The sequence below is a fragment of the Mycobacterium leprae TN genome, from assembly GCF_000195855.1.
Lineage (GTDB): Bacteria > Actinomycetota > Actinomycetes > Mycobacteriales > Mycobacteriaceae > Mycobacterium > Mycobacterium leprae.
In genome coordinates, this window is sequence record NC_002677.1 from 627,561 (window position 1) to 641,605 (window position 14,045).

11 protein-coding genes and 1 pseudogene are annotated in these 14,045 nt (G+C 57.6%); 8 read left to right on the top strand and 4 right to left on the bottom strand.

From position 1 onward, the window contains the following. The first annotated feature begins 180 nt into the window (after positions 1 to 180). The 4 genes from aroC to aroQ are packed head-to-tail and all read left to right on the top strand — an operon-like array spanning position 181 to position 3,530. The gene (aroC, locus tag ML_RS02570) at positions 181 to 1,404 is read left to right on the top strand and encodes a chorismate synthase (protein WP_010907765.1); all 1,224 of its coding nucleotides are present in this window, start codon (positions 181 to 183) and stop codon (positions 1,402 to 1,404) included. A gap of 7 nt (positions 1,405 to 1,411) precedes the next feature. Continuing rightward, positions 1,412 to 2,011 carry a shikimate kinase gene (locus ML_RS02575; protein ID WP_010907766.1) on the top strand — a complete coding sequence of 200 codons (600 nt, stop codon included), beginning with the start codon at positions 1,412 to 1,414 and terminating at the stop codon, positions 2,009 to 2,011. Beyond that, the gene (aroB, locus tag ML_RS02580; RefSeq protein WP_010907767.1) at positions 2,008 to 3,093 is read left to right on the top strand and encodes a 3-dehydroquinate synthase; all 1,086 of its coding nucleotides are present in this window, start codon (positions 2,008 to 2,010) and stop codon (positions 3,091 to 3,093) included. Before ML_RS02575 ends, aroB begins: the two co-directional genes overlap by 4 nt. Next, a complete protein-coding gene (gene aroQ, locus ML_RS02585; RefSeq protein ID WP_010907768.1) occupies positions 3,093 to 3,530 on the top strand; it encodes a type II 3-dehydroquinate dehydratase in 438 nt (145 codons plus the stop codon). The genes aroB and aroQ overlap by 1 nt, the downstream gene beginning before the upstream one ends. An 88-nt stretch (positions 3,531 to 3,618) precedes the next feature. On the opposite strand, the gene ML_RS02590 is transcribed toward aroQ, so the two are convergent. Beyond that, positions 3,619 to 4,227 (bottom strand): B-4DMT family transporter, encoded by a 609-nt coding sequence (locus ML_RS02590; protein WP_010907769.1) that lies wholly within the window; start codon positions 4,225 to 4,227, stop codon positions 3,619 to 3,621. A gap of 33 nt (positions 4,228 to 4,260) precedes the next feature. Between ML_RS02590 and ML_RS02595 the strand changes: the two genes are divergently transcribed. From ML_RS02595 to ML_RS02610, 4 genes and pseudogenes are all read left to right on the top strand, one after another. Further along, positions 4,261 to 5,391 carry an aminopeptidase P family protein gene (locus ML_RS02595; protein ID WP_010907770.1) on the top strand — a complete coding sequence of 377 codons (1,131 nt, stop codon included), beginning with the start codon at positions 4,261 to 4,263 and terminating at the stop codon, positions 5,389 to 5,391. A 15-nt stretch (positions 5,392 to 5,406) separates the two neighbouring features. Beyond that, the gene (gene efp, locus ML_RS02600; RefSeq protein ID WP_010907771.1) at positions 5,407 to 5,970 is read left to right on the top strand and encodes an elongation factor P; all 564 of its coding nucleotides are present in this window, start codon (positions 5,407 to 5,409) and stop codon (positions 5,968 to 5,970) included. 2 nt (positions 5,971 to 5,972) lie between these two features. After that, positions 5,973 to 6,425 (top strand): annotated as a pseudogene (nusB, locus tag ML_RS02605) (transcription antitermination factor NusB); the annotation flags it as partial. 657 nt (positions 6,426 to 7,082) lie between these two features. After that, positions 7,083 to 9,935, top strand: a complete 2,853-nt coding sequence (locus ML_RS02610) for an aminotransferase class I/II-fold pyridoxal phosphate-dependent enzyme (protein WP_010907773.1) — start codon at positions 7,083 to 7,085, stop codon at positions 9,933 to 9,935. 317 nt (positions 9,936 to 10,252) lie between these two features. Here ML_RS02610 and ML_RS15050 read toward each other — a convergent pair whose 3' ends face one another. From ML_RS15050 to ML_RS15060, 3 genes are all read right to left on the bottom strand, one after another. Continuing rightward, positions 10,253 to 10,390, bottom strand: coding sequence for a hypothetical protein (locus ML_RS15050; protein WP_231846688.1), 138 nt, complete (start codon positions 10,388 to 10,390; stop codon positions 10,253 to 10,255). Positions 10,391 to 10,742: 352 nt separating this feature from the next. Beyond that, positions 10,743 to 11,072 carry a hypothetical protein gene (locus tag ML_RS15055; RefSeq protein ID WP_231846689.1) on the bottom strand — a complete coding sequence of 110 codons (330 nt, stop codon included), beginning with the start codon at positions 11,070 to 11,072 and terminating at the stop codon, positions 10,743 to 10,745. 80 nt (positions 11,073 to 11,152) lie between these two features. Further along, positions 11,153 to 11,371: a hypothetical protein gene (locus tag ML_RS15060; RefSeq protein WP_231846690.1), complete on the bottom strand. Its 219-nt coding sequence runs from the start codon at positions 11,369 to 11,371 to the stop codon at positions 11,153 to 11,155. Between the last annotated feature and the right edge of the window lie 2,674 nt (positions 11,372 to 14,045).

A 14,045-nucleotide genomic window follows, 5' to 3' on the forward strand; every position in this document is an offset into this window, starting at 1 on the left:
TGGCCGGTACTGAGTTTATGACATCAATGTCCCTGGCCACCATGAGCCTGGCTCTTGTGTAGCCTTCCATCGAAATCCACGGCAGCATGGAAAAGTGCGAGAGCCCCCTACATGTTGGCGTCGATTTCGATGTTTGCGCGCATTTTGAGTGAACCCGAAATGGCATGGCAGGATAGTTAAGTGTTGCGCTGGATCACCGCCGGGGAGTCGCATGGCCGGGCTCTGGTGGCCGTTGTCGAAGGCATGGTCGCCGGTGTCGAAGTTACCTCCACCGCCATCGCTGATCAGTTGGCGCGCCGCCGACTTGGCTATGGCCGCGGTGCCCGGATGGCCTTCGAGCGCGACGGGGTGACGGTGTTGTCTGGGGTACGCCACGGCGTTACTTTGGGTGGCCCCATAGCCATCGAGATCGACAACACCGAGTGGCCGAAGTGGGAATCCGTGATGGCCGCCGATCCGGTCGACGCCGCGGAATTGGAAGACTCCGCTCGCAACGCCCCGCTCACCAGGCCGCGCCCGGGTCATGCGGACTATGCGGGTATGCTCAAGTACGGTTTCGACGACGCTCGTCCAGTGTTGGAGCGGGCTAGTGCTCGAGAAACCGCCGCCCGTGTCGCGGCGGGGACGATCGCGAGGCAGTTTCTGCGCCAAGCTCTGGGGGTCGAAGTGCTTTCGCACGTCATTTCCATCGGTGCGTCGGCCCGCTACGATGGGCCACCGCCGGGGTCCGAAGACCTAACCGTAATCGATGCTAGTCTGGTGCGCGCTTTTGACGAACAAGTTGAAAAATCTATGATCGCTGAGATTGAAGCGGCCAAGAAAGACGGCGATACCCTCGGCGGGGTAGTAGAGGCCGTGGTGCTGGGCCTGCCAGTCGGGCTGGGGTCCTTTACCAGCGGTGACGACCGGCTCGACAGCCAGCTAGCCGCAGCCGTAATGGGGATACAGGCGATTAAAGGCGTAGAGATCGGTGACGGCTTCGCGACTGCGCGTCGCCGCGGCAGCTGCGCTCACGACGAAATGTATTCTGGTCCTGGCGGTGTCGTCCGCTTAACCAACCGGTCAGGTGGACTCGAAGGCGGCATGACCAATGGCCAGCCGCTGCGGGTGCGCGCGGCGATGAAGCCGATCTCCACTGTGCCGCGGGCGCTAGCCACCGTCGATCTGGCAACCGGTGAAGAGGCCATCGCAATCCACCAGCGCTCGGATGTGTGCGCGGTGCCGGCCGCCGGAGTCGTTGTCGAGACCATGGTTGCGTTGGTGCTGGCCCGCGCAGCGCTGCGGAAGTTCGGCGGTGACTCACTGGGTGAAACTCGTCGTAATCTTGCAGCGTACCAGCGCGCGGTCGCTGACCGGGAAGCGCCAGTTGCTCAGTACTGCGGCGAGTCGGGGATAGGCGGGTAGGGGCGCGATGGCACCCAAGGCAGTACTCGTGGGTCTGCCAGGAGCCGGCAAGTCCACCATCGGGCGGCGACTGTCCAAGGCGCTAGGGGTGAGCTTGCTCGATACCGACGCTGCTATTGAGAAGCAGACCGGTCGCAGCATCGCTGACATCTTTGCCATCGACGGGGAAGAAGAGTTCCGCCGCATCGAAGAGGGCGTGGTGCGGGCTGCTTTAGTCGAGCATGACGGTGTGGTGTCGCTTGGCGGCGGTGCTGTCACTAGCCCAGGGGTATGCGCGGCGCTCGCTGGCCACATTGTCATCTATCTGGAGATCAACGCCGAAGAAGCAATGCGGCGTGCCTGTGGCAGTACCGTGCGACCGTTGCTGGCCGGGCCCGACCGTGCTGAAAAATTCCAGGATCTGATGGCCAGACGGGTTCCTCTTTACCGGCGAGTTGCGACTATCCGGGTTGATACCAACTGCCACAATCTGGGGGCGGTAGTCCGCTACATCATGGCCCGGTTGCAGGCTCAACTAGCCACTCCTGTCTCTGGTGGTGATCGCAAGAGTAGCGAAGCCGAGCGTAGTGGGGCGCCACTTCGCAAATCTAGTGAGGTCGTCAAATGACAAATATCGACGCACCGGTCACTGTGCAGGTGGCTGTCGACCCGCCATACCCAGTGGTGATCGGCACCGGGTTGTCGGATCAATTGGATGAACTGCTTGCCAACCGACATCGGGTCGCGATACTGCATCAACCGGTACTGACCCAAACTGCGGAGGCGATCCGAAGCCACTTGGCCGGCAAGGGGGTCGACGCGCACCGCATCGAAATACCTGACGCCGAGGCCGGCAAGGATCTTTCTGTCATGGATTTCATATGGGAAGTATTGGGCCGCATCGGAATTGGACGTAAAGATGCACTGGTCAGTTTTGGCGGCGGCGCCGCTACCGATGTAGCTGGGTTCGCGGCGGCTACCTGGTTACGCGGTGTCTCTATCGTACATGTGCCGACCACGTTGTTAGGTATGGTCGACGCAGCGGTTGGGGGCAAGACTGGTATCAACACCGAGGCTGGCAAGAACCTGGTCGGCGCATTTCATCAACCTCTCGCCGTGTTGGCTGACCTGGCGACTTTGGAAACTTTGCCGCGCAAAGAAATTGCGTCCGGTATGGCCGAAGTAGTCAAGGCCGGATTTATTGCTGACCCGATCATCCTCGACCTCATCGAAGCCGACCCACAGGCCTCCTTGGACCCGATGGGTGGCGTGTTGCCGGAGCTGATCCGCCGGGCCGTCACCGTCAAGGCGGGCGTCGTCTCCGCCGATGAGAAGGAATCCGAGTTGCGCGAAATCCTGAACTATGGCCACACTTTGGCACACGCAATCGAGCGCCGGGAGCGCTATGAATGGCGTCATGGCGCCGCCGTGTCGGTGGGCTTGGTGTTCGCAGCCGAACTGGCCCGAGTTGCGGGGCGGCTCGACGATGCCACGGCGCAGCGACATCACACCATTCTGACCTCGCTTGGCTTGCCGGTCAGCTATGACGCTGATGCGTTGCCGCAGCTGCTGGAATATATGGCCGGGGACAAGAAAACCCGGGCTGGCGTGCTTAGATTCGTGATCCTCGATGGGCTGGCTAAGCCGGGGCGGTTAGTGGGGCCGGACCCAGGGCTGTTAGTGACTGCTTACGCAGGATTGAGTGCCTGATGACGATGGTTAACATCATCAACGGTCCGAACCTGGGCCGGCTGGGTCGGCGTGAACCCGATGTCTATGGCAGCACCACCCACGAACAGCTGTCGGCTCTGATTGAGCGTGCGGCTGTCGAATTTGGGATCAAAGCTGTTGTGCGGCAAAGTGATAGTGAGTCACAGCTACTGGATTGGATCCATCTGGCCGCTGATGCTGGAGAACCGGTTATCCTCAACGCCGGCGGCTTGACGCACACGTCAGTGGCGCTGCGCGACGCGTGCGCTGAATTAAGCGCACCGTTTATTGAGGTGCACATCTCTAATGTGCATGCCCGCGAGGAGTTTCGGCGTCATTCCTATCTCAGCCCGCTAGCGACAGGAGTGATTACCGGGCTGGGAGTCCAAGGCTACCTGCTTGCCTTGCGCTATCTGGCTGAGATAGCTGGGAACTAATCTTTTTTCGGGATATCACGCGTCTCCTTATTTCGGGATATCATGCGTCGCGGTGGCGTAGGTGCGGATCATCTCGATGGGAGTGTCGTCACGCTCGCTGGTGGTAGATTATCTCGGTGGGTGCCTCGCTTTCGGCTGTGGCAACTGCCGCGGTCTGTTCCTTAGTTTGCGCCGCGGAGAGCTCTCCGGTCGGTGTGTCGTCGTCGGTGCAGACAGCTGCGAAGACATTACTGTCAGCTCGGTTTTGTCCGGATCTACTATGCTCGGGTACTGGCGGGCTCCTGCGGTCAACACGCCAACGACCACATGCCACACCGATGATCCCAGTTAGAAAAACAATCAGAGCGGTGAACGCAGAGAACGTGGTTAACTCACTTACCAGCCCTCCAGTATAGATACCATTATACAACAGCGAAATGACCCAGGCCACCGCGTCGCTGAGGACTCCCACTAGGATGCCGGTTAGCAGCCAGGTCATCGCCAGATCCCGGCGTCGGTCCGGATCCGGGTTCGCGATGGCGTCGGCACGGCCGTCGCGCGCCGCCCACACAACCACCGCGATGATGAACACGGCCAGCAGTACCACGCTGATTAACACTGACTGCGCTTGCCACACGTTGATCATCGTCCCCTGCATCAGGCGGACAACGATCATCAGGGCGGCAAACACCAAACCGCGCAGCATCCAGTTATTCATGAGTCCTCAGCGTAGCGAGTAGCGTCAACAGCTATGACACATTCCCAGCGTCGAGACAATCTCAAGTCACAAATCGCGACCACCGGGCTGGACGCGATGCTGGTGACGTGCCTGATCAATGTGCGCTACCTGTCAGGTTTCACTGGATCGAACGGTGCTTTGCTGGTGTTCGCCGACGAACGCGGCGCTGTGCTCGCCACCGACGGCCGTTACCGGACTCAGGCTGCGCAGCAAGTACCCGAGCTCGAGGTCGCCATCGAGCAGTCCTGCGGGCGCTATTTGGCTGGCCGGGCAGCCGACGACGGCGTGTGCATACTAGGCTTTGAAAGCCATGTGGTCACGGTCGACGGCCTGGACGCGTTGACCGGCGAGCTCGAAGGCCGGCACACCGAGTTGGTGCGTGCCCCTGGAACCGTGGAGGTGCTGCGCGAGGTCAAGGATGCTGGTGAGCTTGCGTTGCTGCGGTTGGCCGCCGAGGCGGCTGATGCCGCGCTGACGGAGCTGGTGGCGCGTGGCGGAGTGCGGCCCGGTCTTACCGAACGTGAGGTGGGCCGCGAGTTGGAGGGGTTGATGCTCGACCACGGCGCTGACGCGCTGTCGTTCGAGACGATTGTGGCCGCCGGGCCGAATTCGGCTATCCCGCACCACCGGCCGACCGACACGGTGCTGGCGGCGGGCGATTTCGTCAAGATCGACTTTGGTGCGCTAGTAGCTGGATATCACTCCGACATGACTCGCACCTTTGTGCTGGGCCCGGCTGCTGACTGGCAGCTGGAAATCTATCAACTGGTCGCCGATGCGCAACGTGCAGGTCGGAAGGCGTTGCGGCCGGGTGCCAACCTGCGTGACGTGGACGCAGCGGCACGCCAACTGATCGTCGACGCGGGCTACGGCCAACAGTTCAGCCACGGTTTGGGCCACGGCGTGGGCCTGGAAATCCACGAAGCGCCGGGTATCGGGACTACCTCTGCCGGTACACTACTCGCAGGTTCCGTCGTGACCGTGGAGCCCGGTGTCTACTTATCTGGCCGAGGCGGTGTCCGGATCGAGGATACACTGGTGGTGGCCGCTAAAGGAACGTCAGAGACGCCGATAACTTCTAGACCCACCGGGTTCATTCCGGAATTGTTGACCCGGTTCCCTAAAGAACTGGCAATCCTGTAGGAGACTCAGTACACTGTGGCGACCACTGCCGACTTCAAGAATGGGCTTGTGCTGGTAATCGATGGACAGCTTTGGACAATCATCGGGTTCCAGCACGTCAAACCTGGCAAAGGCCCGGCCTTCGTGCGTACTAAGCTTAAAAATGTCCTGTCCGGCAAGGTCGTCGACAAGACGTATAACGCTGGGGTGAAGGTGGATACGGCCACCGTTGACCGGCGTGACACGACCTATCTGTACCGCGATGGTGCTAACTTTGTGTTCATGGACAGCCAAGACTACGAGCAGCATCCGCTGCCGGAGTCTCTGGTTGGCGATACTGCCCGGTTTCTGTTGGAGGGCATGTCGGTGCAGGTGGCGTTCCACAACGGTGTGCCATTGTACGTCGAGCTGCCGGTGACCGTCGAACTAGAGGTCACGCACACCGAGCCGGGATTGCAGGGTGACCGGTCCAGTGCCGGAACCAAGCCGGCAACTTTGGAGACCGGCGCTCAGATAAATGTTCCGCTGTTCATTAATACCGGCGACAAGCTCAAGGTGGATTCACGCGACGGCAGCTACCTGGGACGTGTGAACGTCTGATCATGTCTAATCCGGTCAAGGGACGCCATCAGGCCCGTAAGCGTGCCGTCGACCTGTTGTTCGAAGCCGAGGCCCGCGATCTGAGCCCACTCGAGATAATCGAGGTTCGTAGCGCATTGGCGAAATCCAAGCTGGATGTAGCGCCGCTGCATCCGTATACGGTCGTGGTAGCCCAAGGTGTTAGCGAGCACACCGCCCGTATTGACGAACTGATAATCTCGCATCTACAAGGCTGGAAGCTCGATCGGCTGCCAGCAGTGGATCGCGCCATTTTGCGAGTCTCGATATGGGAGCTGCTATACGCTGACGATGTGCCCGAACCGGTCGCTGTCGACGAGGCGGTCGAGCTGGCCAAGGAGCTGTCTACTGACGACTCACCTGGCTTCGTCAACGGATTGCTGGGCAAAGTTATGCTGGTTACGCCGCAGATCCGTGCGGCCGCTCAAGCAGTCCAGCAGGCGGTGCGCATGGCTGCCGGTACTTCCGAGGATCACGTACCGCAGCGTGAGCCGGCTGCTGGCCAATTGGGTCAGGACGATTCGAACGGCGGCCAAGTCGCTGCTGTCTGCCGGTGATGGTCGCGATCATGGGTTTGACGCAGGGTGTGCTAAGTTCGCCCAGCGATGTCACTGGCCTGTTTGCGCGCCGTTGGGAGCTTCCAGTTCCGCGCTGGATTGAGAACCCGTTGGCCAATTGGAGCGCTCGGCGGATCCTGGATAGTGAAGGCTGTGGCGTCGAACTGGATCACTGAACCGAGCCAGTCGAGTCGAGTCTACTACATGATCGCGCATTGAGTGCTGACGAGTCACAGTATTTGCTGGACTTGGCAAAATGGATCGGGCCACGCCTTGGACGGAAGCGGAATGAAACCCGATGCGGACAACCGGTTTTTTTTGCGTCGCCGTCGACGAACTCGAATGCCCTATGGGTGCGATGGACGAACCAGCCGTCACGGCGTGCACAGTCCGCTACCACACTTGGGCCACGTCCACGTCGCCCCCTGCATGGTAAGTGACATGCACAAATACTGGTACCGGTCCTTGTTCCCTTATCGCCCGTGATAATTACGAGTTGCCCCGACGGCGGTTACCCGCACCAGAAGAGGTTACGATATGAATCGAGACAGTGGCCATCCGCGACGACTTCGTGTTTCCGCGCTGGCGGCAGTAGCCAACCCGTCATACACGCGCATTGACACGTGGAACGTGCTCGATGACGCCTGCCGTCACTTGGCTGAGGTCGACCGCGCCGGGCTGGACACCGCCCACGATGTTGCGCGTGTTAAGCGTTTGCTCGACCGCATCGGTGCCTACGAACGGTACTGGCTGTACCCTGGTGCGGCAAATCTGGCGGCGTTCCGCGGCTATCTTGCCACCATGGCGACGGTTCAGCTTACCGAAGAGGTATCGCTGGCCGTCCGTCTGTTGTCTGAATATGGTGACCGCACAGCGCTTTTTGATACTTCAGCGCCGCTGGCCGACCAGGAGCTGGTGGCCCAAGCCAAGCAGCAACAGTTCTACACCGTGTTGCTCGCCGACGATGCCCCATCCACGGCTCCCGACTGTCTGGCAGAGAGCTTGCGGGAGCTGCGCAATCCATCCGACGATGTGCAGTTCGAGCTCCTTGTTGTGTCCAGTGTTGAGGACGCCATCACCGCGGTCGCGCTGAACGGCGAGATTCAGGCTGCGATCATCCGCCATGACCTGCCACTGCGGTCCCGCGACCGGGTGCCGTTGATGAATACCTTGCTTGGGGCCAACGACTCGGAGGGCGCACTGGTCACCATTGACCGCCCACACGACTGGGTCGAATGCGGTGAGTGGATCAGGGAGCTGCGGCCCCATATCGACCTCTATCTGCTCACCGACGAGTCGATCGCGGCGGGCAATGATGACGAGCCCGATGTCTACGACCGGACGTTTTATCGACTCAACGACGTTACCGACCTAAACAGCACCGTACTTGCAGGCTTGCGAAACCGTTTCGCCACACCATTTTTCGATGCCTTGCGCGCCTACGCAGCAGCACCGGTCGGCCAATTCCATGCTCTTCCGGTCGCGCGTGGTGCCAGTATCTTTAACTCTAGGTCGCTGCAAGACATGGGCGAGTTCTACGGTCGGAACATCTTCATGGCCGAGACATCGACCACCTCTGGTGGCCTGGATTCGTTGCTGGATCCGCACGGCAACATCAAAAAAGCGATGGACAAAGCCGCAGTTACTTGGCGCGCCAACCACACCTACTTTGTCACCAACGGAACTTCCACAGCCAACAAAATCGTCGTACAGTCGTTGACCCGGCCAGGTGACATTGTACTTATAGACCGCAACTGCCACAAGTCGCACCATTATGGCCTGGTATTGGCTGGTGCATACCCGATGTACTTGGATGCTTATCCGTTGCCGCAGTTCGCGATCTATGGAGCGGTATCGCTGCGCACAATCAAGAAGGCGCTGCTGGATCTAGAGGCAGTCCGACAACTGGATCGGGTCCGCATGTTGTTGCTCACCAACTGCACTTTTGATGGCGTCGTCTGTAACCCGCAGCGGGTAATGGAGGAGGTGCTGGCGATCAAGCCAGACATTTGCTTCCTATGGGACGAGGCGTGGTATGCGTTTGCCACTGCCGTGCCGTGGGCTCGTCAGCGGACCGCAATGGTGTCTGCTGAGCAACTCGAACAGAAGTTGTGGTCTGTCGAATACGCCGAGGAATATCGGAATTGGTGCGCATCGATGGCCGAGATCCCTCGGTCCCAGTGGGTTGACCAGCGGCTACTGCCGGACCCCAATCGGGCGCGGATTCGCGTATATGCGACACACTCTACTCACAAGTCGCTGTCGGCGCTTCGGCAGGCGTCGATGATTCATGTCCGCGATCAAGATTTCAATGCGCTAGCCCGGGATGCGTTCGGTGAGGCATTCTTGACGCACACCTCGACATCGCCGAACCAACAACTTCTCGCGTCGTTGGATCTGGCGCGCCGCCAGGTTGACATCGAGGGATTTCAACTGGTCCGGCTGGTGTACGACATGGCGCTGGTCTTTCGTCACCGCGTCCGCAAAGACCGGCTGATCAGCAAATGGTTCCGTATCCTCGATGAATCCGACCTGGTGCCCGACGAGTACCGGGCATCGGCGGTCAGCTCGTACCGTCAGGTTCGGCAGGGTGCTCTGGCGGAGTGGAATGAGGCATGGCGGTCCGACCAGTTCGTGCTGGATCCGACGAGGGTCACCTTGTTCGTCGGGAAGACCGGAATGAACGGATATGACTTCCGCGAGAAGATCTTGATGGAGCGATTCGGCATACAGATCAACAAGACATCCATCAACAGTGTGCTGTTGATCTTCACCATCGGTGTCACGTGGTCGAGCGTGCATTATCTGCTAGATGTGTTACGCCGGGTGGCCAGTGACTTTGACAGGATTCAGAAGGTGGCCAGCGGGGCCGACCTCGCGCTGCATCAGCGCCATGTTGAGGAGATCACCCAGGATTTGCCCCACTTGCCCGACTTCAGCGAGTTCGATGTTGCCTTCCGTCCCGAAAATGCCAGCTCGTTCGGTGACATGCGGTCGGCCTTCTACGCCGGGTACGAAGAATCGGACCGCGAGTACGTGCATATCGGCACGGCCGGGCGTCAGCTTGCTGAGGGGAGGACCCTGGTGTCCACCACGTTCGTGGTGCCCTACCCGCCCGGCTTCCCGGTACTAGTCCCTGGTCAGGTGGTTTCTAAGGAGATAATCTACTTCTTGGCTCAGCTCGACGTGAAGGAAATTCACGGATACAACCATGAACTGGGATTATCAGTATTCACTGAGAAAGCGTTGGCTCGGATGATCGCGAGGCGCAACGCGGCGTCGGCCGCGGTGGGTTCTGCGTTCGCGGCTTTCGAGATCCCATCGGACTCTGCTGCTATGGGCGGGGACGTGAACGGCGACAGAGTCGAGGCTGTTGCAGAAGACGCGTGATTTGGTCTCCTGTCTCAAAGCGATGTTCTGGAAGGGTGCGTAACATCGCGCAGCCAGGCGGCCATTCGGTCGGTGTGATGATTTCTGGCCTTGCACGAAGCCCGCTTCGTCCAGGTGGGGTTGTCGAGGTCGACGGGTTGCCCGTCTTGGATGTCCCGCAGCCTGCCCCCTAGGGTGACTTCCGAGGATATCGCGCGTGACCTTTGAAAAGGATGCGTGACAGCCCTGTTCGACGTGAATGTGCAAGTTTACCTGCGTTGGGCGCTGGAATTCGACGCTGCATAGTCGGGCAATTCGATCGTGGAGGGTGTGATGAATCATTTCCGCTCGGCGAACAGCCGGAACAACGGCCAGCGCTGCATGTACTTTGTCATCACCGCGGTAATGGCGATGTCGGAAGCGTACCGTGTCAGATAGCCGTTGATGTCGTTCGGTAGTTTATGGCACCTGTCCACCTAGGGCCGCATCATCGTCTGACAGCGGTCCAGAGCGGTCGCCAGTGGTTTCCGGGATTAGATTGCCCTCGCCTTTTTAACCTACGGTGTCGGCGTAGCCCAATTCGTGGTCAACAAGTACGCGCCGACCAAGGCTTAGGCCTGGTGTCCATGCCTCTCAGTGGTAACGTGCAGTAGCCGGTGTCTCCGACCAGCGTGACGCGTACAGCAGACTAGATGTTCATGTGTACCTGGGCTAACGCGTCGAAATAGAAGTCGTTGGCTACACGTGCAGCGACAACTAGTGCATGGGATTGTCTACCGGACACCGGCGAACCGGGCGGCTAGCAGGTTGCGTTGGCCGCTAGGGTTACTATATAGATAGTAAGCGGAACGCGGGCTCCCCGTCATTAGCGATATTAGCGATCGTCCGGTCATCCGTCGGTCGTATCGATATATTACGCTTACCGGGTGCCTGATACATAAACCAGCTGTCCAGGCCGACGGTGTCGGGACCGATGAACCAGGCGTTGTAGCCGCCCAGCCGCCTCACGAAATTTTCCTCGAGGCTGGAAGGGCAGCCGTTGCACCGCTGAATGCGGCCCGTCGGCTCTGACCACCAGGTTGGTCGCGCGCCGTCGTGTTGTCGGATAACGTCACCACCACGTCCTCGGATAGCGTTGTCTTTGGTTGCCAACCCCATTATGCGGGTGCCGGTTCGGTACTTAGTGTTGACTGCAGTGGCCTGATACAGCGCGTAGGCCAGGTCCTTGCGAAGGATCTTTAGGTTTGTTGACTATGTCTGTTGCCGCAGAATACTTCGACCGGAATTTCGCTGCGGCGTCGCCTGTCGGTGGTTATCGAGGTGATGTTCCGCTGGTCGAGGTTGCGCTTGCACATGCCGTCCGTTAGGCTCATCCGCTCGACGACCGATGTCACCGCGCCGTGCAGGTCGACGGTCTGGCCGCTCGGGTGGATGCCGTCGGCGATCTCAAGCACCACTATGTGGTAACTGGTCCGGTTGAGGGGCAGGGCCAGCTATGCCTGGGCCGCTGATCAGAACTGTCGGCTTTGATATGGGGCTTAGCTTGTGGCACGGCCTCTGCTTGTTCAGAAATGCTTCGCTATGACGAGTATTCGTTCAATGGGGCCAGTATTCGTTCATCGGGTATGCGAATCAGTTATTGTTGGTGACCTGGGAAAGTTGGAAAATTTCTTAGATGGTGTAAGCCAGGGTGTAATGATTGTTGTAGTAGACGGCTTAGAAACCGCTTTGATGTAGCCTGGAATTCAGTGATGTGATGACGATCATCGGGACGTGGTTGCCTTGATTGTTGATGCTCAGCAACAGTTTTTTGGAATCTTAATTTCATGTCATGAGAATGGCAGAACTTTACGTCATGAATCATGAATGGGGGAAAATTTATGATCTTTGGTATCATGTCCGCGAGGAAACTGTCGCCGAAGGAGACATCGCTTTATAATTTCCGATTTAATTGTGGATAAAGAGGAGTTAGTTATTATTTTCCATATCCCGCGCTCTACTAGCAGCAAATCACACGAATTTCAGGGCAGTGACAGCCTAAGCGAGATTCACAGTCATTTTCGAAAACAGTAACATGTGTTTTTCGTAGCGGGTAACGTTGGAGGAAACGTTACAGAAAATCAGAAATGCTACTTCGTGGCGTAGCATAGCCGGGCCGGGGTGCATGAAAACATCGCTGCGGCATGGCTTCCACGTAGTCAGTTCATGTCTTGCCCGCCGCTTCGATGTTGCCTGCCAGGTTGGTCATAGCAGTCCGCGTGGCAGTTCCAGTTGATACCGAAGTCAGATCCACCACTGACTGCCGTGTAGTTCGGGTCGCTGGGATTGAGCCCGGGCATAGGCATAGTAATTTGATCCCATATCCGTAGGCGTTGATGAGGCTGCTTGATGCTTGATGTAGGGCGCGTTGGGGCTGCCGATGATGTCCTTTCACGCCATGGTTTTCCAGGTAAACCACGAATATGTGATCAAGAAAACCCCACCATCGACACCGGTGTTGTGGATGGGGGGCGGGGAGTAATGCACCGATGGTGAAACGACAGATTACCGGTGTAGACGTAGTTATAGCTTCACTAGCAACTGGGTTGCGATCTCTCACGGTCACGACCACAAACCGCACTGGCGGAGGTGCCTGACAAGCATAACTCCAAAAGGGTACTGCATTGAAGCAGCATAGTCAAGCCGGCTATTTGACACTCCGACCGGCCCAATCTTTTTTCCCGGTGCCAAATTGCTGTTGTTCTGATGCCAGAAAATCTACTGTGACCGACGCCTATAACGGGTCGTTTAACCAGCTGCTGAGCCATCAGCTCAATGTCTAAAGCACTCTGCTGGTTGTCAATCTTGGACGCCACGTGGAGGAGGTCGATTTTTTGAGTTGAGTGTGAAGTTCCCACATTTCCACCGCCGAAGAACTGATTGCCACCATCGGGACAGGGTCGTGGACGCTGGAAAATCCCGGCGGCCACGACAAAGGTAACGTTGGCAACGAAAGGGACGAACGGCAGACGGGACATGGTGCCGTGATTTGATCGCCGTCGATATTACTGTTACGGTTCAACCCGGGATGGTCACCTAAACTCTAATATCCCGACAATGATGAATGATGGGTTGTTGACTTTGGTGTAAGGGTTTACCAATAAATTCTTGCTTTCAGTCGTATATATCCCCATTGTGAGAGCTTCCATTATTGACATGACTAGCACAGTGAAACCAATGATTTTCCAGACATACAACAAAAACGATACTACATCAAATGTTCCTAATCTTAATATGAATTATAAGCGGATTTTGATCGCTAAATTTGGTTGTGCGGCGTCATCAATACTCAAATTTGTCACGCGGCTTGTCTGCAACGTTATTACTGGGTCTCTTTTTGTTTATTTTTGGTCAAAAGCTAGAAAGTTTTCCGGTATGTGAATTCTTCATCTCGTTGACTAGCAAACATATAGGTGTCATACAGAATTTCTGTGATATTGCAGTCCACTAAAATTGTATAGCTTGCTCAGCGATGGCCGAAGGTGGTCAAATAACATCATTGATATCCACAGTGGTACCGTAGATAATCTAAAGTCACGGGGACAAAAATTGAATCTGTTTTAATTAGCCGTAAGTTCATTTCGGTCACAATAACAACGTGTCAGAATCGAGCGTTTTGACAGGCCAGCTGAGGTCAGCGCAAGATTTTTGCGTAAAACAAACTGTCGCGCGGTTTAGAGCCCATAAGCGGGTAGACGGCGTGGCGGGAAAGTCGGCTCGTTCCATAAGTTGCGCCGAACGCGTGTTATCGATGTTGCAGGTGGCCCAGACCCTTTACACATCTGGTCCGGTGTTCGGCGTGGTGAGCAATCTGGTTGAGTGCCTCCGACATCAAACCTTTGCACCACCACCGACCGAGGCAGTAATCAACTTCGATGTAGTGCCCAACTGGGTGTTGGCAGCTGGTCAACTCGATCACATCGCAACTGGTTCGCAGCGTTATGGTTCAGGTCCGCTCGTTATAGCTGACATTGGTGCGCTCGGCGATGACCCATCGCGTTGCCGCGATGTCAGGGTGTGGCGTCCACAGCAAGTATCACGTGACCTGGGGATCGGGTGGGTGCCCCAATTGAAAATCTGGTCGATTTCGTC